The sequence below is a fragment of the Pseudomonas sp. 300 genome (genome assembly GCF_055803035.1).
The window spans coordinates 2,025,598-2,048,863 of record NZ_JAVLRV010000002.1; the positions used below are offsets into that span (position 1 = coordinate 2,025,598).

General features: G+C 59.8%; 20 protein-coding genes and 1 pseudogene. 14 read left to right on the forward strand and 7 right to left on the reverse strand.

The annotated features are described in order from the left end of the window. Positions 1–9: 9 nt before the first annotated feature. Positions 10–933 (reverse strand): carbon-nitrogen hydrolase family protein, encoded by a 924-nt coding sequence (locus tag Q7W83_RS15695; protein ID WP_458377379.1) that lies wholly within the window; start codon positions 931–933, stop codon positions 10–12. Between the two features lie 84 nt (positions 934–1,017). Between Q7W83_RS15695 and Q7W83_RS15700 the strand changes: the two genes are divergently transcribed. Continuing rightward, on the forward strand, positions 1,018–1,926 hold the full coding sequence (locus tag Q7W83_RS15700; RefSeq protein WP_150629761.1) for a LysR substrate-binding domain-containing protein: 909 nt from the start codon (positions 1,018–1,020) through the stop codon (positions 1,924–1,926). A gap of 9 nt (positions 1,927–1,935) precedes the next feature. Here Q7W83_RS15700 and Q7W83_RS15705 read toward each other — a convergent pair whose 3' ends face one another. After that, positions 1,936–2,187: a hypothetical protein gene (locus tag Q7W83_RS15705; RefSeq protein WP_007937833.1), complete on the reverse strand. Its 252-nt coding sequence runs from the start codon at positions 2,185–2,187 to the stop codon at positions 1,936–1,938. A 165-nt stretch (positions 2,188–2,352) separates the two neighbouring features. On the opposite strand from Q7W83_RS15705, the gene Q7W83_RS15710 reads away from it, so the two are divergent. After that, positions 2,353–2,670, forward strand: a complete 318-nt coding sequence (locus tag Q7W83_RS15710) for an ElaB/YgaM/YqjD family protein (RefSeq protein WP_150629763.1) — start codon at positions 2,353–2,355, stop codon at positions 2,668–2,670. 90 nt (positions 2,671–2,760) lie between these two features. Here Q7W83_RS15710 and Q7W83_RS15715 read toward each other — a convergent pair whose 3' ends face one another. Continuing rightward, positions 2,761–3,801: an Ldh family oxidoreductase gene (locus Q7W83_RS15715; protein WP_150629764.1), complete on the reverse strand. Its 1,041-nt coding sequence runs from the start codon at positions 3,799–3,801 to the stop codon at positions 2,761–2,763. 183 nt (positions 3,802–3,984) lie between these two features. Here Q7W83_RS15715 and Q7W83_RS15720 point away from each other — a divergent pair, with 183 nt between their 5' ends. After that, the gene (locus Q7W83_RS15720; RefSeq protein ID WP_473656316.1) at positions 3,985–8,841 is read left to right on the forward strand and encodes a dermonecrotic toxin domain-containing protein; all 4,857 of its coding nucleotides are present in this window, start codon (positions 3,985–3,987) and stop codon (positions 8,839–8,841) included. Positions 8,842–8,938: 97 nt separating this feature from the next. After that, positions 8,939–9,940, forward strand: coding sequence for a FecR family protein (locus tag Q7W83_RS15725; protein WP_150629768.1), 1,002 nt, complete (start codon positions 8,939–8,941; stop codon positions 9,938–9,940). Positions 9,941–9,995: 55 nt separating this feature from the next. Here the strand turns inward: Q7W83_RS15725 and pvdQ are convergent, their stop codons facing one another. Next, the gene (pvdQ, locus tag Q7W83_RS15730) at positions 9,996–12,341 is read right to left on the reverse strand and encodes a bifunctional acylase PvdQ (RefSeq protein WP_473656317.1); all 2,346 of its coding nucleotides are present in this window, start codon (positions 12,339–12,341) and stop codon (positions 9,996–9,998) included. Positions 12,342–12,568: 227 nt separating this feature from the next. On the opposite strand from pvdQ, the gene Q7W83_RS15735 reads away from it, so the two are divergent. Beyond that, entirely contained in the window at positions 12,569–12,940 is a 372-nt protein-coding gene (locus Q7W83_RS15735; protein WP_150629772.1) for a fe2+ zn2+ uptake regulation protein, read from the forward strand. Positions 12,941–12,959: 19 nt separating this feature from the next. On the opposite strand, the gene Q7W83_RS15740 is transcribed toward Q7W83_RS15735, so the two are convergent. Further along, complete coding sequence (locus Q7W83_RS15740; protein WP_059405111.1) at positions 12,960–13,148, reverse strand: hypothetical protein; 189 nt, start codon at positions 13,146–13,148, stop codon at positions 12,960–12,962. Positions 13,149–13,481: 333 nt separating this feature from the next. Continuing rightward, complete coding sequence (locus tag Q7W83_RS15745; RefSeq protein ID WP_473656318.1) at positions 13,482–14,408, reverse strand: LysR family transcriptional regulator; 927 nt, start codon at positions 14,406–14,408, stop codon at positions 13,482–13,484. A gap of 118 nt (positions 14,409–14,526) precedes the next feature. Here Q7W83_RS15745 and Q7W83_RS15750 point away from each other — a divergent pair, with 118 nt between their 5' ends. The 6 genes from Q7W83_RS15750 to Q7W83_RS15775 all read left to right on the forward strand — a co-directional run bounded on the left by Q7W83_RS15750 (position 14,527) and on the right by Q7W83_RS15775 (position 20,874). Next, on the forward strand, positions 14,527–15,522 hold the full coding sequence (locus Q7W83_RS15750; RefSeq protein WP_150629776.1) for an aldo/keto reductase: 996 nt from the start codon (positions 14,527–14,529) through the stop codon (positions 15,520–15,522). A 180-nt stretch (positions 15,523–15,702) separates the two neighbouring features. Further along, positions 15,703–17,694, forward strand: coding sequence for a methyl-accepting chemotaxis protein (locus Q7W83_RS15755; protein ID WP_150629778.1), 1,992 nt, complete (start codon positions 15,703–15,705; stop codon positions 17,692–17,694). 219 nt (positions 17,695–17,913) lie between these two features. After that, complete coding sequence (locus Q7W83_RS15760; RefSeq protein WP_150629780.1) at positions 17,914–18,363, forward strand: DUF411 domain-containing protein; 450 nt, start codon at positions 17,914–17,916, stop codon at positions 18,361–18,363. After that, positions 18,363–18,797, forward strand: a complete 435-nt coding sequence (locus Q7W83_RS15765) for a YqaA family protein (protein ID WP_150629782.1) — start codon at positions 18,363–18,365, stop codon at positions 18,795–18,797. Before Q7W83_RS15760 ends, Q7W83_RS15765 begins: the two co-directional genes overlap by 1 nt. An 84-nt stretch (positions 18,798–18,881) precedes the next feature. Continuing rightward, positions 18,882–19,907 (forward strand): alpha/beta fold hydrolase, encoded by a 1,026-nt coding sequence (locus Q7W83_RS15770; protein ID WP_473656319.1) that lies wholly within the window; start codon positions 18,882–18,884, stop codon positions 19,905–19,907. Positions 19,908–19,920: 13 nt separating this feature from the next. Beyond that, the gene (locus Q7W83_RS15775; RefSeq protein ID WP_473656320.1) at positions 19,921–20,874 is read left to right on the forward strand and encodes a D-2-hydroxyacid dehydrogenase family protein; all 954 of its coding nucleotides are present in this window, start codon (positions 19,921–19,923) and stop codon (positions 20,872–20,874) included. A gap of 106 nt (positions 20,875–20,980) precedes the next feature. On the opposite strand, the pseudogene Q7W83_RS15780 reads toward Q7W83_RS15775, so the two are convergent. Next, positions 20,981–21,229: pseudogene (locus Q7W83_RS15780) on the reverse strand (class I SAM-dependent methyltransferase); the annotation flags it as partial. Positions 21,230–21,402: 173 nt separating this feature from the next. Between Q7W83_RS15780 and Q7W83_RS15785 the strand changes: the two are divergent. Genes Q7W83_RS15785 through Q7W83_RS15795 form a run of 3 tightly spaced genes read left to right on the forward strand, consistent with a single transcriptional unit; the run spans position 21,403 to position 23,241 of the window. Further along, complete coding sequence (locus Q7W83_RS15785; protein WP_150629788.1) at positions 21,403–21,933, forward strand: tetratricopeptide repeat protein; 531 nt, start codon at positions 21,403–21,405, stop codon at positions 21,931–21,933. A gap of 46 nt (positions 21,934–21,979) precedes the next feature. Next, the gene (locus Q7W83_RS15790) at positions 21,980–22,477 is read left to right on the forward strand and encodes an RNA polymerase sigma factor (RefSeq protein WP_473657632.1); all 498 of its coding nucleotides are present in this window, start codon (positions 21,980–21,982) and stop codon (positions 22,475–22,477) included. Further along, positions 22,474–23,241 (forward strand): anti-sigma factor family protein, encoded by a 768-nt coding sequence (locus Q7W83_RS15795; protein ID WP_150629790.1) that lies wholly within the window; start codon positions 22,474–22,476, stop codon positions 23,239–23,241. Before Q7W83_RS15790 ends, Q7W83_RS15795 begins: the two co-directional genes overlap by 4 nt. Positions 23,242–23,266: the final 25 nt, after the last annotated feature.

Here is a 23,266-nt window from a genome sequence, read left to right on the forward strand (position 1 = left end):
CAGTTTTGGTCATGCGTTGAACCGAACGCCGGGTTTGGCGCGCTCATCCACGGTCAACTCGAACACATCCGGGCGCGCGTAATGGCCGACGACGTCGAAGTCGTAGCGCGCGCGGATCAGGTCGTCAGTGTCGATTTCAGCGGTGAGTAGTCCACGCTCGCCGCGTAGCGGGCCAGCCAGAACATCGCCCATCGGGCCGACGATGACGCTGCCGCCGGCAATCAATGGCCGGTCCGCCGGCCAGTTCGCGATCTCCACACCCAGGGCTTGCGGTGAATCCTGAACCTGACAGGCACTGACCACAAAGCAGCGACCTTCATGGGCGATGTGGCGCATGCTGACCTGCCACATCTCCCGCTCGTCCACCGTTGGTGCGCACCACACCTCCACGCCTTTGGCGTACATCGCGGTGCGCAGCAACGGCATCATGTTTTCCCAGCACACCACCGCACCGATCCGCCCGACCTGGCTGTCGATCACCGGCAACGTCGAGCCATCGCCCTTGCCCCAGATCAACCGTTCGGTGCCCGTGGGCATCAGTTTTCGGTGCTTGGCGACCAGTCCAACCTGCGGATCGAAATACAACGCGGTGCAATACAAGGTGCTGCCGGCGCGCTCGATGACGCCCATAACCAGGTTGGCCCCGGTGCGCGCCGACAACCCGGCCAGCGCTTCGGTTTCTGCGCCAGGCACGTCGATGGCGTTGGCGAAATACCGGGCAAATGCTTCTCGACCTTCCGGCAGTCGATAACCCAGTTGCGTGCCGAACCCCTCGCCTTTCGGGTAACCGCCGAGCACTGCTTCGGGCATGACCACCAGCGCCGCGCCGGCTTCAAGGATCGCGTTTTCGTACGAGAGGATCTGCTCCAGGGTGTCGGCCTTGCCGCCGGGCAGTGCGCCGATTTGCAGTGCAGCAACGATTGACTTGGGCATCGCAATAACTCCATTCGAATCGGGTGTTGCTCATTCTCAGGCGCTACCGGATCATGAATAAAGCCCCGTTCGCTGCTGAATGATATGAACCCCATGAATATCGCCACCGTCGATCTCAACCTGCTCAAAGTCTTCGAAGCCTTGCATGAAGAGTCCAGCGCCAGCCGTGCGGCATTGCGTCTGGGCGTCACGCAGTCGGCGGTCAGCGCGGCATTGCGCCGGCTGCGCGAGGTGTACGGCGATCAATTGTTTGTGCGCACCGGCCGAGGCCTGGCGCCGACGCTCAAGGCCAATCAGTTGAAACCGGTGGTCAGCGACGCACTGAACAAATGCCGGCAAAGTCTGGCGATGGTCGATCCGGCCGCCCATCACTACGAAGGCCGTTCGGTCACGGTCGGTTTGTCAGATGATTTCGAAATCGCCTACGGGCGCCGTTTGATCGAGGAGATTGCTCGCGCCGCACCAAAGCTGCGGCTGATCTTCCGCCAGACTCACAGTCAGATCGTCGCGCAGGCGTTGATGGAACGCAGCATCGATCTGGCGATCACGGCCGGAGGGTTCGCCGAACGGTTGCTCAGCCGTCAGGTACTGGGGGAAGGCGATTACTTGTGTCTGGTTGACCCAACCAGTCTGGTCGCGGGACAGAAAACCATAGACCTTGAGGAATTCGTCACCCGTGAACATATTCTGGTGTCATCGGGTGGCTTTATCGGGATCACCGACGAAGGGCTGGCCGCGTTGGGACGGAGCCGACGGGTATGCGCTTCGACCACGCATTTCGCAGCGTTGCCGCATCTGCTCAAGGGCAGTCAGGCGGTGGCAACCATTCCGGCGCATGCCGCTCGAAGCCTTGCAGCGCTCACCGGGCTGGCGCTGCTGCCCTGCCCTTTGGCGTTGCCCCGTTACCCGATCGAACTGGGCTGGCGCACCAGCACGCAACTCGACCCGGTGGTGTTGAAAGTGCGTGAGGCAATTGTCGCGATTTTTGCGTAAGGTTCAGCCTTACTTGGCTGCCATCAAGCGATTGACTTCACTGCGCACCATGTTGGCAAATTCCGGAGGCGACATGCCGTCGAGTTCGGAACGGACCCATTCGGCCCATTTGCCTTTGCGCTTGGCGCGCTCACCGAACAAGCGTGCGGCCTCGCCTTTGGCTTTACCCAGGTTGTTCTGCCAGAGTTCGAACAGACGGGATTTCTCATCTTCAAGCGCTGCGCGCTCGGCAAGGGGTTTGTCGGCCAGATTGAAGCTCATGGGGAGTTACCTGCTGCGTAAATAGGCGACATCTTACACTGTAGGAAGAAATGTCCTGCGCAGGATTTTTCGACTGGATGGCCTCCACAGGCAAAATCGCTGCAACTTTTTCAATCGTCGCAGACTCCATTGTTCACTGCCCATTCACCTGCAAGGAGTAACCCAATGGCCCGCAAAACCACCGCACAAGTCGCCGAAGACCAAATCAAGGATCAAGCGTTCAGCGAGCTTCAGGCGCTGATCGAAGAGTCGGAAAAACTGCTGAAAAGCAGTGCCTCACTGGTCGGTGAGGAAGCCGAGACGCTCCGTGGGCAAATCGCCCAGAAACTCCAGCAGGCACGGGATTCGGTTACCAGCGTTCGTGACCGGACCCTGCCCGCGGTCGAAGCCACAGAAACCTATATTGGCGGGCATCCATGGCAGACCGTGGCCATTTCCGCCGGGTTCGGGTTGGTTGTCGGGTTGTTGCTGGGTCGTCGTTAACCGGTCCCGTTTAATTTACGAGAACACTGGCTAAACGCATTTCACTGCAGGAGCCGGCATGCCGGCTCCTGCAGAATCCGTGTTTCGACGCTAAATCCCTGCCAACTCTCGCAGGTTCGCCAATGTCTGCGCATCGAGCGGAATGCCATCCGCGCTGGATTTGGCCCGCTGATGGTGGCGTCGATCACCTGGCAACCGTTTAAGTCCCACACCGTGCATCTGCCGCACCAGTTCCTGGCTGCGTTCGGCGAAGTTTTGCCCGGCGGCCTTGCTCGGGTCGATCACGATCAACAATTGGCCAGTCCACGGTGTTTTGGCGCCGGGGTGATTTTTCCAGTCGAATTCGAAAGAGAAATTGCCGCCGGTCAACGCCGCCGCCAACAGCTCCACCATCATCGACAGCGCCGAACCTTTATGCCCGCCAAACGGCAACAACGCCCCGCCTTCAAGAATCGCTTTCGGGTCCTGGGTCGGTTGACCGAGGCTGTCCACGCCCATGCCTGCGGGTAAACGCTCACCCTTGCGGGCGGCGATTTGCACATCGCCATGGGCGATGGCACTGGTGGCCAGGTCGAAGACAATCGGATCACCGTCCGCGCGCGGGGCGGCGAAAGCAATCGGGTTGGTGCCGAACAGCGGGCGATCGGCACCGTGCGGCACCACGCAGGTCATGCTGTTGACCACGCTCAACGCCACCAGCCCTTCGTAGGCGAACGGTTCGACGTCCGGCCACAGCGCCGCAAAGTGGTGGGAGTTGCGGATCGCCAACACCGCAATCCCGGCACTGCGGGCCTTTTCCACCAGCAAGGGGCGAGCGGCGGCGAGCGCCGGTTGGGCGAAGCCGTTGCCGGCGTCGACCCGGACAAAACCCGAAGCCACGTCCTCTACCACCGGCACGGCCTGGCCATTGACCCAGCCACTCTCCAGCGTCGACACATAACCGGGAATGCGGAACACGCCATGACTGTGGGCGCCATCGCGTTCGGCACCGGCGCAGTTGAGGGCCAGTGTCCTGGCGACTTCGGCAGAGGTGCCGTGACGAACGAAAATGCGTTCGAGCAAAAGGACGAGAGAATCAAAATCCAGGGTTGAGTTGGCCGAACTGACTGCCATTTCAGGCGAAGCGGTCATCTGAAGCTCCAGTTTTATTTTTAGAGACGGGCGACAGGTCGATTAAGCGCTTTTTTACCGGCGTCCTGTCAAGTCTCTCGCGCAAGCAATATGTACCGCCCCCCGCCTTTTCCCGGCCCCTATTGTTGCCCCTCGACCCAACGACCAGCGCTGAACACCGTCGCAGCCCTTCGAGGAAACATCATGACAACACCTGCACTGCCGTATTTTTTTGACGAAGCGGAACGCGCATCCGCTGCCAGGCAATCCGGCGAGCAAGAACACGCGCTGACCTTTAGCCTGGATGATCTGAACTGGCTGAAGGCCGTTTATCTACCGACCCAGTCAGCCCGCAAAACACAGGTGAAACCGATGCAGGCCTACCGGCTGCTGTTGTCGTTGCCAGGCAAGGCCGGCATCCCGTTGGCCGGCGCTTTTGCCATGAGCCGGCCCAACGATGGCGAGGTCACGCTCTACACACCGTGGAAGGGCTTGATCAAATTCGCCGACATGGACGACCTCAAAAGCAAACTCAAGGAGTGGTTGGCGCAGGCCACTGGAAAACGTGAGTTGTTGCGTTTTCTCTCCATCGAACAACGCCTGCCTTTGGCCGCTGCCACGGCACTCGACATCTCCACCACTGACATCGAAGGGGCGGTGTTCGAAGACCAGGAATTCGTCCTGAAGCAACAGCAGGAGCAAAACATCAAGGCGATGGCGGACGAACTGGTCAAGATGCCCACCTTGCAATCGATGCTGGACGACACACTCAAGCACGCGTTGTACAAACCGTTCCCCAAACTGGACCAACGCCTGACTCGGCTGAAGAGTTTTGTCAGTACGGGTTCCGCGTTCGATGACCACGAAACGGCCCATACGATGTCCTCGATATCACTGAGCGAGGCCCTCCTGCATTTTTACCTTTCGAACCAGTGGCCGACGGGCGACTCCAGGGTGTTTACCCATCCCGAGCACAGCGTCAGCAGCGATACCGACAACCAGACATGGGAAAGCGCCGTAAAAGAAGTCGCGCAAAGTTTTACGCCTCACCTGCACAGCCTGCTTGAGACGTTCTGGAACACGCCCATGAGCAATGGCCTGTCGCGCCTGAATTTTTTCACCGACGGCATACGCGACACGTTTCACACGCGGCTTTTACATCAACGCCAGCAGGGCACTTTAACGACGCAGGAATATCTGCAACTGATGAACGTCAGCCTCGCCCCTGCCACGGGCAATCCCCTTCACATCGAAAAAGTGCGGGTCACCACCCTGTTCAAACATTTCGCCGAGCTTGCCTCGACCCTGATGATCGGGGGCACCAGCACCCTGAGTTTTCTATACAGCCCGTCCCGAGGCATCGAGGCCACCAGCAATCTGCCCGCAGTGAAAAAAATCGTGTTGCAAATGCTCAAAAGCGAGGGGCATGAAGACACGCTGCTCAATTTCATGACGCTGGACGAACGCGGTACTTTTCTTGGGATGGAACCGGACGATCGGGTGGTCGTGGGAGAGCCGGTCATCGGCTCGGTGTTCGAACGCGTGATGGCCGACGTCGTTGAAAAACAACGGCAAAACCTCAGCCACGCCTTGAGCCGCTACCGTGATAGCGAAGGCACGCTGGACCCTCACGCCTTGCTCGACAATGCCTTGGACGTCCGGGGATTGATCGATCACCGCCTGCTCCTGGCTGATGTCGAAGGTCGCTGGAGCACGCGCCCGGACCGCCGCGTAAACGCCCGACCGGCCACCGTCCGCGCCGAGTTGGCCAAACACGAGTTGTCGCTGCTGAACTCGGTCGAACAGGCACTTGATCAACGCCTTGAAAAACACCCGGCCATTCCCCCCAGGACCCGCACGTTCACCGACGCGCAAAGTCTCGTCAATTTATCGCTGGCAGGTTTGCAATCGAGTTTTACCCATACCCTGTCAACGGCACTGCGCAGCGAATTGAAGCTTCGCGCCGTGTCGCGCACCCTGGGGGCGACGGAACAATCGATCATCAAAACCGTGCTCGATACCCCGATACACCTGCAACGAGCGGCATTGAACGGTTTTTTGCCGGAGGTCTTTTCCCTGGCGTTGAAGGCCGGCACCACGGCGACTCCGCTGAAACTGGCCAGTTGTTTTGTCCTCACTGAACGGGGCGGACTGGACCCGGTGCACTCGGGCAAGGCCATTCTGTGGACGCCGGCACTGGGATTTGAAGCCTTCAAGGCACTGGCGCCGCTAAAGGACGAGCTCGAACGGCGCCTTAAAGACGAGAACCATCGTTTCATGCTGTTGGAAAACCTCGGCCGGAGCGAGCGGTCGCCAGGCAAGGCTTACACGCTGGCGCCACTGCAACGGGTCCATGGGCATTTTCTCGATTACTTGCAAAAGCCCTTTGTCGATCTGGACCAGGCCTGTGTCACCCAGGCGTTGGTCACCCCGCTCTCCCCCGAACCGCTGGCCAGTCTGCTGAATCTGGTGGCCCTGCGCGAACCGATGACCGGACTGCGCCGGGCGACCGATATTGCCGAGTCACTGACCACCCAGCAAAAACTGCCGGCGTGGCTGGCCAAGGCGCCGCTCAAAGAGCTGATTCTGCATGGCGAACTGCTTCAGCAATACCTTCACAACGTCCAAGACGACCGGGATTACCTCACCGGCATCCGCTCATTGCAGCGCACCGCCCACCATGAACTGGAAAAACAACTCAAGGCAGACGACTTCAACATTGATCCGGACAAGGTCCAGGTCGAGATCAGAGCGAGCCCGAGGTCTGCGTCCAGCACCCAAACCCTGACCGACTTTGCCTTGACTCACCTCAAGGACCTGGACGCTGTCTATCTCACACTGACGTCGCTGGATAACACAGTCATTCCAGAGGGCATGGACGAACGCTACCTCAAAGACCTGATACGCGATCTGAAACCGGGTGAGCATCAACAGAAGATAGTGAGCGCCGCCCTGGCAGACACCTCGGCGAACGCGGACCGCAGGAAGCGTTTTTACACACAGCTGCCCTGGCAACTGATGCACCACGCCCATGTGGAGAAACTGCAGGAGCGCCTGAGCGAAACCGGGTTTGATCTGATTCGCCAGGTCATGGACATGCCCGACGCCATCGCCCGTGCGGCAGTCAACGGTGCCCACGCAATCATCCGGCCCCTGGAGTTCCTCGGCGTCAGGAGCGGGCAAACAGTCAAGGTACCCGGCGTCTATCTGATCGGTTCATCGGTCGATAGCACGTCGCCGCAGGTGCTCCTCGCACCTCACAGTCCTCGGCATGGGATAAAAGAATACGAAAGCGAAACACAGCTGCTGGCAGAACTGAAGACGCGCGGCGGACTGCTCGACTGGGTCCTGATGAACCTGGAGAATCCTGACCGGATCATGCTGGAGACCCGCATGGCGACGCGCACTAACCGGGTAACAAGAGCCGCGTCGCAAGCCGCAGGCAATAACGATGCCGAGGTCACACTGGCGTCCAATCCCGTCAAGGGGCACCTGTTCGGGCAATTGTTCCGTGACAATGCCGCGTTGCTCGGCCGATTGCTCGGTTGTCAGTCCGATGACAAGAAGCAGAGTGAGTGGGCAACCATCAAGCACGTACTGGGCGAAGACCTGCACGAGGCGTACTCGTTTTTCATGGGCAAACTCGCCTACCCCGTCACGGTGTGGAACAGTTACCGGGACATCAAGCAATCCGCCGAAGACCTGCAGACGCACAAATGGGGCGCGGCCATCAGGGAATTCATTAGCGGGATCGCACAACTCGCTTCATTGCGCCAATCGCTGGACACCCACGCGCCACCGACTTCTACGCCAGTCGCACCGGCACCAGCAAACCCCGACGCCACCTGCAAATGGCAGGACATCAAGGTCACCGCCCCCGAGCGCACAGGCTTGAAGCGTCATGAAAGCCTGCATGTCGACCTGAATTCGCTGAAGCCCGACTCAACGCCCGGGCTCTACGCGCATCCGACGTCGAAACAGCTTTACGCGCCGGTTGAAGGCAAAGTGTTTCCGGTGACAAAACGCGGCAGCCGCTGGCGCATTGCCGATACACAGACACTCGGCCCTTATCTGCGTCAAAACCCATCGAAACAATGGGTGCTCGACCGGAATACACCGACGCCGCAATTCAGCTTCGTGGATCGGCTGCAAGCGGCGGTAATTGCCTGGAAGGACATGAACATTGACGCCCGGGGAATGCCGCAGATACGACGGTTTTTTCCGCAAAAAGCTCGTCAGATCGACGAAGCGCTGGACCTGGCAACGACCTATGCCTGGAACAGCTTTCGAAACCTGCAATTGCTGAAAACATCCGATGACACAGAAACCCCTGTGCATCAACTCATCAAGCGTTTCATAGATGTGCCGCAAGTGTTGCCCGCGCATGTCGAGAAACTGGAAAAAGTCGTGGGCGACATCTTTACCGCACTGTTGGACCCTACGCTCAGAAAGACCAAATCCGATCGCTTTATCATCGGAACGATGTTCCAAGAGCCAGAAAATACATTCGGCTTTGTCGTACCGAAGCAAGCAAAGAAGAGCATCTATCTGGCAGAAAAATTCTTTACTCCCGGTTTCGACCACTACCGCGAACACCTTTCCGACAAGACCTTCCCGATCAGCACACATGCCCGGGCGCTGACCCTTCTGCATGAGCTTTCGCACCTTGCCTGTAACACCGAGGACATTGCCTATCTGAGCGCTGTCAGACCCTTCGCTGACCTGATCGGTACGACCAGCGTGAGTGCCACTAATCTCAAGAATGCACTGACCAACATTCAGGACAACGCATTGTCCATCAAGACACCTTACACACAACTATTCATGACCCAGGATCCCGACACCGGCGTGTGGGAAGACCCGGGAAGTACTGCTTTTGTAAATACCGTTCGGGTAAAGGAGCACATTCTGACGTTGACCGGCGCAGAAAACCTGAGCGGTGCTCGCGAAACCTTTAAAAAAGACTCCCTGACTCGCCTGGCGGTGCAACTCGGCAATGCCGACAGCGTGGCCTGGTTAATCAGTCATCTCGGACGCCGGTTACACGTCGATATACCCTGATTGCAGAAAATAAACAGGTGTTTGATGGGCAAATGCCATGACGGCTGTTCTCGCAGACTGCCCTCAAGGTTAGAATGCGGGAAATCAGGATGAGTCAATGACCGACAGCCCTCTCTCCCAAGCCCAATATGACGCCATCACCGATGCCGCTGCGCACTGGTGCATGCGTTTGCACGCCACCGACTGCACGGCCGAGGAACGGCATGCATTCGAACAGTGGCTTGATGCTGATCCGCTGCATGCGTTCGAATACGAGGCCATGCTGGAGATCTGGGATGTCGCGGCAGATTTGCCTCGTCCCGAAGCTGTCATGCCCGTCGCTCGCCTACAACCGGCAACGCCCTGGCGCACGTTCGGCATCGCTGCCGCCGTGTGTGCACTGGCGTTGCCACTGGCGGCTTACAGCGGGTGGAACCTGGGCTGGATTCCGAACTCGTACCAGCATTTCGAAGCCGGCAATACGGTCCGTCAGGTCACATTGAGCGATGGCAGTCAGGTCGAACTGAACCTTGGCACCGAGCTGACCTACAGCAATTACAAGGATCAGCGTCGCGTCAGGCTGGAAAAAGGCGAAGCCTTCTTCAACGTCAGTCACGACACGAACCACCCTTTTGTCGTCCGGGCGGCGGACGGCAGAATTCGGGTCACCGGCACCCAGTTCAATGTCTGGATGTACGAGGATCAGGTGCGCGTCAATCTGATTGAAGGCTCGGTACTGGTCAGTAGCAACAATGACCTGCCGGGTGATGGCCTGCGGCTTGAGCCATCGATGCAGGCGCGCTACAAACAAGGCGACTTCACACCACAAATCAGCCAGACCTACGCCAACGACAGCTCACTGGCCTGGCGTCACGGCAAACTGGTGCTCGATAACCTGGCGCTGTCCGAAGCCCTGCCATTGATCAATCGTTATCTGAACACCCCGGTGATGGTCGCCGATAGCAGCACCGGCTCAATTCGCCTCGGTGGCATCTACAACATCAAGGAACTCAACAACCTTGTGGCGACGTTGCCCAAGGTGTTGCCGGTCTACCTGACCCGCAACAGGGACGGCAATCCAGTCCTAAACTCCATGCCGCAGCAACCGCCTAAAAGCTGAAGGCCGCAACCCTTGCGGGGTGCGGCCTTCTTTGTGCACTCAAACACTGCTCGATTTACTGTTTGGCCACCTTCGCGGCTTTGTCATCCTGCTCGCGAATCGTCTGTGCCTGGTACTGCGGGTCCGAAGTGATCTGCTGCTCGGTGAATGGCAACACGCTCAACTGTTTCTTCGAGAAGGCCAGCGTCTGGTCGTTGGCATGTTTGGAGGCCGGGTCGCTGGACAACGAGAACGCCAGCAGCCCTTTGGCCTGAGGTCCTTTGTCGTCGAAGGTCACCACTTGCAAATAACTGGTGCCACTGACCACTTCGCGTTTTCCGTCGCTTCTCGGCACGCTCTGAATCGCGTTGTACACGCCCAGCGTGCCTGGCCCGCCGTGAATCGGCGTCTGCCGGCCACCGCTGCTGACCACCTGGATATCGCCCCAGCGACTGTCCGTCTTGAGCCCCGACGTGTTGACCGATGCCACCGACGCCAGCATCGCCTCGCGCACCGCCTTGGCGACTTCCGGGCGATCGACCGCCAGGCCGCGCGGTGTGTATTGCGGGTCTTTCGGATCAAACACCACACGCCAGACATCCGGCGTTTCCTGTAGCGCTTCCATGACGTTCTGGAAGTGGACAAACCCCAAGCCGCTGTCCAGATTCGCGCTACGGTCCCAGGCCTTCAGACTGGCACACAGCGGTATGAGCGTTGGCGCATCGGCCCTAAGGTCCGCCGCGCAGAACTGCAACAGGTCCGGCATCACTTGAGTCGCCTGGTACACCTGATCGTCCATCACCATCCGTTGCAGATCAGCCGCAGCAATCGGTCCGGCCTTGTTCAGTGTGCCCAGGCGATCCAGGGCAAAGCGTGAACGCAGGCCCAACGGCTGGCTGTCCTGACTGATCAATGGCGAGAAACCGGTGAGCGGTTGTGCCGGGTTGGCCATCCACGCCGAATCGTTGGAGTGCTGCACAAAATCCTTGCGCAATAACTGCGGTAATTTGTCCGCCGCATAAATGCCTTTTTGCGCCGCCGTCGGGTCGATATCCCAGGCACAGGCACTGTTGGCACCGTCGAGCACGATCAGCTCCAATCCGATCCGTGGATCGCTGCACGCGGCCAGTTTGTCGGCACTGACGTTCGGCACCACCGACAGGTTCATGTACAGCGTCTGCCCCTGATCGTCCGCCGCCAAGGTGTTGACCCACGGGATGCCCTGGATCTTGTGGACCGACGCCTGCAATTCCTCGAGGCTGACTGCTTGGTTCATCGCGTACCACTGCTGAAGAACCCGGTCGTTATCGAGGTTGGCGTCGCGCAGGCTGTAGGCGAACTGGTTATCCCAGTCCAGTTTCCCCGGCCATTGCACAACCGGGCCGAACGGCGAACTGTAGACCACATGAGAGACCTCGCGGGTCTGCCCGTCAGGTTGCTTCACCTTCACCGTCACGGTCTGCTGCTTCATCGGCAACGACTTGCCGTCGAGCAGGTAACGGGTCGAATCCTGCGGATCGAGTTGCAGGCGATACAGGGTGAAATGCTTGGACGAGTCCACGGTGTGGGTCCAGGCCAGGTGCTGGTTGAAGCCAATGTTGATCATCGGCAGACCCGGTAACGCGGCGCCCATCACATCGAGTTTGCCGGGAATGGTCAGGTGCATCTGATAGAAGCGCATCCCGCCGACCCACGGGAAATGCGGATTGGCCAGCAACATGCCACGGCCATTGAACGAACGCTCACTGCCCACCGCGACGGCGTTGCTGCCGCGATCCAGTGCGAAGCGTTGAATGCGCGCAGCAGCCACCTGAAACTGCGCCGAGGCCGCGGTGTTCTGCGCGACGGCTTTGGGCGGCGTGGCACCGGCCAGTGCTTCGGCAAACTGCCCGACGCCGCCTTCGACCAGCAGGCGCCGGGTCAACTTGACCAGGTCCTGGGCGGTAATCTCGCGCACCCAGTCGCCCTGGCATTGCTGCGGCAAACCTTGCGCGCGACGCTCTGTCAGCGAGCGGTTGTACCCCGCCACGTAACCCTCGATGAGGTCGCGGACTTCCGGGGTTTGCGCCTGCCAGAAAGCGGCGACGGCTTGCGGGGTGTTCAGCCAGCTGAAAAACACGTCGCTGACCTGGTTTTCGCGCTCTTCGACCGTGAACTGCTCCGGGCCGAAATAGCGTGAACGCTCGCCGTTCACCGTGGTGATTTCATTGGCCAACAGGCACAGATTGTCCTGGGCGTAGGCGTAGCCGATGCCATAGCCGAGGCCACGTTCGTTGTCGGCGCGGATATGCGGCACGCCGAAGCTGGTCCGGCGGATGTCGGCCGTCGCCGAATCCGGCTGGCTGCGCGCGTTTGCCGCAAGACTCAAGCCCACCAACACGGCGGCAAGGCTCAATCGGGTTAACTGCCTGGTCATAATCACGCTCGCTCCTGATCCAATAGGCATAGTGCTGCCGTCATGTAGGAACGAAATTCACGAGAAAAATTTAGAGCGCTGGAGGGCGTTTCTGCGGGGATTTACACGCTTGTGACGTGATGGCGACAAAATTTCTACATCTGAGCCTTCATGATTTGAGTAGCTCGTACGTCTTACTGAGTAAGAGCACCCAACACATCTATCCGGTTCAGGCTCTGAAAAGGAGATTTTGCATGTACAACTCGCAACTGCCAACGGACGGTAGCACTGCGCCAATGGGCTCCTCCATGGGCTCGGGCCTGTTCAATCAGCGAACCGAACGTCACGGCAACGAACGGATCCGGGTTCTGCTCAAGAGCTTCGGCCTGCGCACCAGCCTGATCCGCCTGAAAGTCATCGACGCCTTGCTGACCGCCGCCGAAAGCGATCGCAGCCTCGGTGTGCGCGGCGTCCACAGCCACCTGCTGGACCTGGATATTCCGCTGTCCTTTCTCAGTGTGCGCGAAGTGTTGAAACGTTTGTGCAGCGAAGGCGTGATCACCCTGAACCCGGACAAAAGCTACCGCTTGCACCCGCAGGCATTCGCCGCATTGCACGGCGAATAACCTGACCCCGGCGCGTCGTTCAGGGCTTGACCTTGCGACGCATCACGCCATTGACCACCACCACGATCACCGCCACGCCAATGGCGATGTACTGGAACAGTTTTTCGCTGATGACGCCGGTATTCTGCAAATACGAAAGGCCAAACATGATTCCCAGCACCACCAGGGAAATCAGAATCGAGTATTTCAAACGTTGCGACTGGGTCATGGCCCTTTTCCTCAAACAAAAAGCTTAAACGTAAGCGAACGCGAACCTTAAAGATGTATCCGGTTTGTATCCGAATGCATGCCAAGCCACTACCGTTTTCCGGGGATGGGGCGCTGCAAACGGGGTCTCATGTTACAGCCGATGAAGCCTTTTGGCTTCATAGCGGCGATAACCATGAGGATTTTGAAATGTTCCGTCGAATCACACTGCTGATTCCCCTGCTGGCCATCCTTTCCCTGAGCGGCTGCATTATTTTCCCCCACGGCGGATGGCACGGCGGCCACCACTACGACCGAGGCGGGCCGGGATACTACCCACATCGCTAGGTCTTTTTCAGTGACCTGAATGCTCTCTGCGAAAGTCATTTCCCGGCTGCGCACACAGCTCAACCATCCAGTCGACAAACACCCGCACCCGCCGCGATAGTTGACGGTGAGGAGGATAGAGCGCCGTCAACGGCATCCCCGGTGGCGGCACCTGCCTCAGTACCTCGATCAAACGGCCTTCCTTCAACTGCCTGGCCACGTGATAGTACGGGGCCTGGACCAATCCGTACCCTGCCTCACACGCCGCCAGATATCCATCGGCGCTGTTGACCGCCACATGTTTGGGCAGATTGATCGGCTGTATCTGGCCATCGACTACAAACTCCAGTCCGAAACGTTTGCCGCTGTGACTGGAAACGTACTCCACCATTTCATGCCCCTCCAGATCGGCCAGGCACTGCGGCGTCCCGTGGTGTTGCAGATAACCCGCGCTGGCGCAGGTGATCTGATCGAGCATGAGCAGTGGCCGCGCTACCAGAGAATCGTCCAGTGCCGAACCGCCGCGCAGTACGCAATCGACCCCCTCGCGAATCAGGTCCACCGGCCGGTCATTCAAACCGATTTCCAGCTCGATCAGCGGATAGCGCGCCGTGAACTGCGGTAAAGCAGGGATCACGATCAGGCGCCCCACCCCCGCCGGCATTTCCACGCGCAGCAAACCCTTGGGGTTGTGGCGTGCGGCAGAAAACACCGCTTCGGTTTCCTCAAGATCCGCCAGCAAACGCACGCAACGCGGGTAGTAGGCCGCGCCGTCGAGGGTCAGGCTGATTTGCCGGGTGGTGCGTTGCAGCAACTGCACGCCCAGATGCGCCTCCAGCTGTTTGATCAGAATAGTCACGGAGGCGCGGGGCAATTGCAGGCTGTCTGCCGCTTTGGCAAAGCCCCCCAGCTCGACGATCCGTGTGAATACGCGCATGGCGTTGAATCGATCCATTGTGCTCTCGGGCTGACTGATTATTTAGAAATTACTAATAGTGATAGCAGTTTTAGCCGGTTTATCTGGATTCTGTCGAGGTTAACAATGGGATTCACATTCACAGGGAGCTGATTTCATGCAAACACGTCAATTGGGTAAGAACGGTCCGCAAGTCAGCGCGATCGGTCTGGGCTGCATGGGCATGTCCGATTTCTACACCACAGGCACCGACACCCGCGAAGCCACAGCCACCCTGCATCGCGCGCTCGAATTGGGCATTAACCTGCTCGACACCGCCGACATGTACGGCCCGCACACCAATGAAGAACTGATCGGCAAAGCCATCGCCGGCAAGCGCGATCAAGTGTTTCTGGCGAGCAAGTTCGGCATTGTTCGCGATCCTTCGAACCCGACCGCACGCGGGGTCGACGGACGTCCGGAATATATCCGTACCTCCATCGACGGCACCCTCAAACGGCTCGGTGTCGAAACCCTCGACTTGTACTACCAGCACCGCGTCGACCCGCAAGTGGCCATCGAGGAAACCGTCGGCGCCATGGCCGAACTGGTCAAGGCCGGCAAAGTGCGATACCTGGGCTTGAGCGAAGCCTCGGCGGCAACGCTGGAGCGGGCGCACCAGGTTCATCCGATCAGCGCGCTACAAAGCGAATACTCCTTGTGGAGCCGGGATCAGGAAGACAATGGCTGCCTGGCCGCGTGCCAGCGGCTGGGCATTGCCTTTGTCCCTTACAGCCCGTTGGGCCGGGGTTTTCTGACCGGTGCACTGAAAAGCCCGGACGATTTTGCGGCAGACGACTACCGTCGGTTCAGCCCGCGTTTTCAGGGTGACAACTTCGCGAAAAATCTGTTGCTGGTGCAGCAAGTACAGGACCTGGCGGCAGAAAAAGGTGTGACGGCGGGTCAACTCGCGCTGGCATGGGTGCTGGCCCAGGGTGATTACGTGATCCCGATCCCCGGGACCAAACAGCGTAAATACCTGGAAGAAAACGTGGCAGCGCTGGAGGTAAAACTTGGCCGCGAAGCGTTGCACGCGCTGGAAGCGATCTTCCCGGCGAATGCCCCTGTCGGCTTGCGCTACCCGGAAGAAGTCCTGGAGTTGCTCGACCGTTAACCCGCGTCTGGCCCGTTCAAATGCCTGAGCGGGCCAGCGCAATCGAGCCGTCCGTCACCTCCCGCCGTTCTTGCACGAACGTACCTAAAGCTCGTCCCCAGCCAGCCGATAGCCCCTTTGAAGCGCCGAATTTCATACCGATACCCACAATAAGATCGCTGCTAAAAAGGACCCGGCTCCATGCCCGCATTCCGCACTATTCAGGCTCGCTACACGCTGTTTCTGGTCCTGTTCATTCTGCTGCTGTTCATTCTCACCGTGGTTGGCATCAGTCAACTGGTCGCGCCAAAACTGCGCCATACCGAAGAACAAGTCGCGCTCAATCGCATCGCCGAAGTCGCCGAGCAAATCCAGGGCGAACTGAACAAGGTTCAGGCGCAACAACGCAGCATCACGCAAACCATCCCCCTGCTCGACAGCGCCGCCATCGACACGGTCCTGCCAGGCCTGGTCGATCAGTACGGCGAACTGAAAGTCTTCGGCGGCGGTATCTGGCCCCTGCCCGGCCAGCGTGAAGCCGGGCGCAACAAGTTCAGCACCTTCTGGCATCGCGATGCCTCGGGCAAACTGACGGTCAACACCTTCTGGAATAGCGACGCGGCGCCCAACTATTACGACCAGACCTGGTACAAGGGCGGCATGCAAACCCCACGCGGGCAATGCGCCTGGGCCGCAGCCTATAAAGATGACGCCAGCGCCGAACCGCGCACCAACTGCGCCATGGCCATCCAGAAAAACGGCGCGGCGTACGGCGTCTCCACCATCGACGTAACCCTGGGCTTCTTCAACGACCTGGTGGCGCGCAAGGAAAAAGACCTCGGCGCCGAAATGCTGATCGTCGAGGCCGACGGCAAGATCATCAGCAACAGCTCGCGCATCAGCGGGCCGATCGTGCTGAAGAACATCAGCGAACTGGCTGGCAACTCACCCTTCGCCAGCCAAGTGAAGGCCGGCTTGCAAAAGCGTGATCAGGCGCAGCGTGTCGAGTTCGACAACAACGGCGAAGCCAGCACCTTCTTCATGCGCCCCATCGAAGGCACGCCGTGGTTTCTCGCCACCGCCCTGCCGACCCAGTTGATCACCGCGCAGCGTGACGACGTGCTCAGCACGCTGAGCCTGCTGCAAATCCCGATGGTGATCCTGTTGGTGCTGTTGCAAATCTATGCGATCCGCCAACTGATCCAGCGCATGAAAGCCCTGAAGGCCAATATCGATGCATTGTCCGCCGGTGACGCCGACCTGACCAAACGCATCACCATTCGCGCCGAAGACGAACTGGGCGCCATCGGCCACTCGGTCAACGCCTTCATCGCTTACCTGCAAAACATGATCGGCGAAGTCACCCAGGCCACGGGCGCCATGGCGTCCAGCCTGGATAACCTGCAACGCACCTCCGCCCACACCAGCCAGATTCTGGTGCGCCACGCCTCGGAAACCGATCAGACCGTCACCGCCATTACCGAAATGAGTTCGACCGCCGAAAGCGTGGCGCAGAACGCGGCCGAAACCGCCGCTTTCACTCAACGCGCCAACGAAAATGCCGACCGTTCGCGGGTCGTGGTGGGTGAAGCGTCCAGCAGTGTGATTGCGTTGATCGACGAAGTGGCCAGCGCCACCCATAAAGTCGAAAGCATGCAACAGGACGCCCAGCGCATCACCGAAATCCTCGGGGTAATCGGCGCCATCGCCGGGCAAACCAACCTGCTGGCCCTTAACGCGGCGATTGAAGCGGCACGTGCCGGTGAGCAAGGTCGCGGTTTTGCGGTGGTGGCCGACGAAGTCCGCGCCCTCGCCGCTCGCACCCAGGCCAGCACCTCGGAAATCAACGAGATGCTCACGCGCCTGACCCAAGGCGTCAGTTCATCGGTCAGCGCCATGGAAAACACCCAGGCCAGCTGCCAGTCAGCAGCCGACGCCACCGCGCGGGTCAATACCGGACTGGACGAAATGGCCGGCTCCGTCAGCCACATCAACAGCCTCAGCACCCAGATCGCCACCGCCGCCGAACAGCAAAGTGCGGTGACTGAAGAGATCAACCGCAGCATGGTGCAGATCCGCCACATGGTGGATGAACTGGTGAAAAGCGGTCAGGCCAGTGAGCTCAATACGCGGCAGTTGCTGGAAGCCAATTCACGCGTCAGCGCGATCATGGGGCGCTTCAAAGTCCGATGATCTCGTTGCTCATGTAGAACCCTGTGGGAGCGGGCTTGCCCGCGATGACGGTGTAACAGTCGATATCATTGTTGGCTACGCTGACCTCATCGCGGGCAAGCCCGCTCCCACAGGTGCTGTCCTTAATCCCGTATCACTTCGAAACAATCTCTTGCCTCGTTGCCGGCTAAACTAGTCAAAATGCCTTTTTTTGACCGCCATCCGAGTCGAGACCCCTCCATGAGAACCCACCTGCGTCTGGTCGCCCTGAGCGCCCTGTTCATTTCATCCCTGGCCCAGGCTGCCGACCTCATCCCCATCGAAGTCCACCGCGACGCCAACTGCGGCTGCTGCAAAAAATGGATCAGCCACCTGGAGGCCAATGGCTTCAAGGTCGAGGATCACGTCGAAGCCAACATGAGCGAATTCAAGCAACAGCACGGCGTGCCGCCACGTCTGGCGTCCTGCCACACCGGTTTGATCAATGGCAAATTCGTCGAAGGTCATGTCCCGGCCGATCAGGTGCTGGCCTTGAGCAAGCGTGACGACCTGCTGGGTGTGGCCGCGCCCGGCATGCCAATGGGTTCGCCCGGCATGGAAATGGACGGCATGAGCGACGCTTATCAGGTGATCGGCCTGAAAAGGGACGGCGCTGACGTGGTGGTGGCGGACTACCCCGCCGCCCATTGATGTCTGCTGCGTACATCGCGCTGTTTTTCGCTGCATTCGGTGCGGCGACCCTGCTGCCGTTGCAGTCCGAAGCGGTGCTGGTGGGGCTGTTGCTCAGCGAGCAGTATGGGCTCTGGTCGCTGCTGGCCGTTGCGACGCTGGGCAATGTGCTCGGCTCGCTGCTGAACTGGTGGCTGGGACGCGGTATCGAGCGGTTCCGCGACCGGCGCTGGTTTCCGGTCAACCCACGTCATCTGGACAAGGCCCGCATCCACTATCAGCGCTACGGCCATTGGTCACTGTTGTTGAGTTGGGTGCCCGTCATCGGCGATCCGCTGACCCTGGTGGCCGGCGTCATGCGCGAACCGCTGGGGCGCTTCCTGCTGATCGTGACGCTCGCCAAAGGCGCCCGTTACGGCGTACTGGCCGTGGCGACGTTGGGCTGGATCGGTTGAACCATCACCCGCCGCGATTGCCTGTGTTTAATGTCGCCCTAATCATGCCGATCCAGCATCGCCGATTTCCTCTGGAGTCTACCCATGTCCCTCGCACGCTCCCGCTGGCTACCCTGTCTGCTGCTGCTGACCGCCGCACTGCCGGCGATCGCTGCCGAAGGTCCGGCGTATGGCCCTGAACTGCAAGGCTTCGAGTACCCCTATACGGTCAAGCATTTCGCTTTCGAGTCCCAGGGCAAGTCCCTGCAAATGGGCTACATGGACGTCGCTGCCCACGGCAAGGCCAACGGGCGCAGCATCGTGCTGATGCACGGCAAGAATTTCTGCGGCGCAACCTGGGATGCTTCGATCAAGGCCTTGAGCGACGCCGGTTACCGGGTCATCGCGCCGGACCAGATCGGGTTCTGCACCTCCAGCAAACCGGACCATTATCAGTACAGCTTCCAGCAACTCGCGGCCAACACCCAACAACTGCTCAAGGCCCTCGGTATCCAGAAAGCCAGCCTGCTCGGGCATTCCACGGGCGGCATGCTCGCTACGCGCTATGCGCTGCAGTATCCCGAGCAGGTCGAGCAACTGGCACTGGTCAACCCCATCGGCCTTGAAGACTGGAAAGCCCTCGGCGTACCGTATCGCACGGTTGATCAATGGTACGAGCGTGAGCTCAAGGTGACGGCACAAGGCATTCACGACTATCAGCGCAGCACCTATTACGACGGCCGCTGGAAACCCGAATTCGACCGTTGGGTAGACATGTACTCGGGCATGGCCAAAGGCCCGGGCAAGAGCCAGGTGGCGTGGAACTCGGCGCTGATCTACGACATGATCTTCACCCAACCGGTGTACTACGAGTTCAAGAACCTGAAGGTGCCGACGCTGCTGCTGATCGGCACTTCCGACTCCACGGCCATCAACAAGGACATCGCCTCGCCCGAGGTCAAAGCGAAAATCGGGCACTACGACGTACTCGGCAAACAGGTGGCGAAATTGATTCCTCACTCGACGCTGGTCGAATTCCCCGGCATGGGCCACGCGCCACAAATGGAAGAACCGGCAAAATTCCACCAGGCCCTGCTCGCCTGGCTGAACAACACCAACCCCGTTCATTGATGAGGTAAGGCGGATGGCTGTGCAGATTGCGGTACTCGATGACTGGCAGGATGTGGCGCGGCAGGTGGTGGACTGGTCGGTGCTGGAGGCCATCGGGCAGGTGAGTTTCATGCATGACTACCCGGCCGATAACGCAACGCTGGCAACTCGGCTGGCCGGGTTTGAAGTGATTTGCGTGATGCGTGAGCGCACCCGGTTCGATGAGGACCTGCTGCGTCGGCTACCGGCACTCAAGCTGCTGGTCACCGGTGGCATGCGCAACGCCGCCCTCGACCTGAAAGCCGCTGCCGCGCTCGGCATTCAGGTCAGCGGCAGCGACAGTTACAAACACGCCGCGCCGGAACTGACCTGGGCGCTGATCATGGCCGCCACCCGCAATCTGGTCGCGGAAGCCAACGCCCTGCGCGCAGGGCATTGGCAACAGGGGTTGGGTGGAGACCTGCACGGCAAGACCCTGGCGATTCTCGGTTTGGGCAGCATCGGCCAGCGAGTCGCCCAGTTCGGCCAGGTGTTTGGCATGCGGGTGATCGCCTGGAGCGAAAACCTCACGGCCGAACGCGCCGCCGAAGTGGGCGTGACCTACGTCAGCAAGCAGGAACTGTTCGAACAGGCCGACGTGTTGTCGGTGCATCTGGTGCTCAGCGACCGCAGCCGCGGATTGGTCGACGCGCAGGCACTGGACTGGATGAAACCCACCGCACTGCTGGTCAACACGGCTCGCGGCCCGATTGTCGATGAGGCGGCGCTGATCAAGGCACTGCAGAAACAGCGCCTGGCCGGTGCGGCGCTGGATGTGTTCGAGCAAGAACCCTTACCGGCTCATCACCCGTTCAGGACGCTGGCGAATGTGCTGGCAACGCCGCATGTCGGGTACGTCAGCCAGCAGAATTACCATCAGTTCTTTTCGCAGATGATCGAGGACATTCAGGCCTGGTCTGCTGGAACGCCGATTCGCCTTCTAAGCTGATATCGCGTCATCGTTCATCGCTAGCAGGCTAGCTCCCACAGGGATTTCGTGAACACTGGAGATCCACTGTGGGAGCTAGCCTGCTAGCGATAGCCGCACCACCGATCTAACTGACGTTCACCGCCACAAACGCCGCCGTCGCAAGGCACCGTAACCACGGCTTTGCCCCGCAATTCGGGCTCGGCGGCAATTCCGGCGAGCCCGTGTGTCCATGGTTGAATTGCTGCTCTTGCAACGGTCCGAATGCCGCATGCGAAAACGCCCGGCGCCCGGCTCCATTGTAGAAACGCGGGATGTCTCCCTCCAGCGCAGTGACGATCGCATCCTGTTTCGGCACCCAACTCACGCCGGTTTCGGCAGAAAGAAATGAATAATTGTTCACCCTGCGGTGTTCACGTTGCATGCCTTGTTGTTGAGCCTGATCGTATCGGGTTTCCTGTTTCGCCGGGCCGAACAAATGGCGTTGGCCATCGTGATTCCGGCCGTGGCGTGGTTGAACTGAAACGAATAAACCTGTGGAGATCATCCATGAATACCCGTCTTGCTGTTTTTACCGTCCAGCTACTGCTTGCCTTTGCGTTGTCCGCTTCCCTCGCATTAGCCAATGGTGAGGATGACGCGCCGGCCAAACCCAATTGTCCAAAAGGCCAGGTTTTCGACACCAGGTCGCAAAAGTGCGTGAGGCAGACCAGCAGCCTGGTGCCCGATGCCGACCGCACTGATTACGCCTATCGGCTGGCCAAAGACGGTCGCTACGAAGAAGCCCTGGCACTGCTCGACACCCTGAAACAGCCCAACACCGCCAAGGCGCTCAACTATCGCGGATACGCCACGCGCAAACTGGGGCGCACCGACGAAGGCATTGGTTATTACCTGCAATCGGTGAAGCTCGATCCGCAATACGCGCAAGTTCGCGAGTACCTCGGGGAGGCTTATGTGGTCAAGGGTCGACTGGACCTCGCCCAAGAGCAGTTGCAACAGATAAAATCGATTTGTGGCAGCACCTGCGAGGAATACCAGGACTTGGCCGAAGCCATTCACGATTCATCGAAAACCTGACGGGACGGAGGTCGCCATCGCCAGCGATCAGGCAATACGGGCAGAGCTGGGCCAGCACCTGGCGCGTTTATGGCGCTACGGCCTGCTGCTGTCCCGGCAGCGGCATGTCGCCGAAGACCTGGTGCAAGCCACCTGCGTCCGGGCGCTGGAACGTGCCGGGCAATTTGTCCCCGGCAGCCGCATGGACCACTGGCTGTTGAGCATTCTGCATTCGATCTGGCTCAACGAAGTGCGCTCGCGACGGGTGCGTCAGGGTCAGGGGCTTGTGGATGCCGACCATGCCTTGTCGTTTGACGGTGAATACGCGGCGCAGACCCACGTCCTCGCGGCGCAGGTGATCCGGCGCGTCGATGCGTTGCCCGAGGCCCAGCGCGAAACCGTGTTTCTGGCCTACGTCGAGGGCTTGTCCTACCGCGAAGTCGCCGAGGTCCTGCAGGTGCCCATCGGCACGGTCATGAGCCGCCTCGCCGCCGCCCGGGGGAAACTGGCCGAGCATCCGCCGTTGCAGGCCGTGCCGAACCCTAACACTGGAGAACGTCGATGAACGATCACGCGATACCTTCGGATGAGCAGTTGGTCGCCTACCTCGACGACCAGCTCGACACCGAACAACGCGCCCGCATCGACGCGGCCATTGCCCAGGATTCGATGCTCAACCTGCGCCTGCAATGGCTGGCTCGCAGCAGCCTGCCGTTCAACGTGGCCTTCGAGGAATTGACTCGGCAAGCTCCGGTGGATCGCTTGCAATCCATGCTCGACACCTTGCCCTCGCCTGAACGCCCTGGGATGAACCGGCGCTGGTTCCTCGCGGCGGCCGCCAGCCTGGTGGTCAGCGGCGTGCTGGCGGACCGGTTATTCCTCGGCTGGCAATCGAGTAGGGAGGAAAACAATTGGCGCGGATTAGTCGCCGACTACATGTCCCTCTACGTGCCGCAAACCCTGGAACATTTGCCCAGAGACGAAGCCGCCCAACGCATGCAACTGCGGACCATCGATACGCGCCTGGGCCTGAACCTCATGCCCGCGCAACTGACCTTGCCGCGTCCCGAGTTCAAGCGTGCGCAGATCCTCGAATACGATGGCGTGGCCATCGCCCAGATCACCTATCTGGACCCGGTCCACGGCCCGATGGCGCTGTGCGTCACCCACTCCAACAGCGGCAGCCGGGATTTCGCCCGGGAACGCCGGCATGGAATGAACATCGTCTATTGGGCAGACATGGAACATGCATGGATGCTGATCGGGCATAACCCGGCGGCGGAGTTGGAGGACATGGCCAAGCTGCTACGGAGTCGAATCAACGCGTAGATCCGTAGCAGCTGCGGAGCGTGCC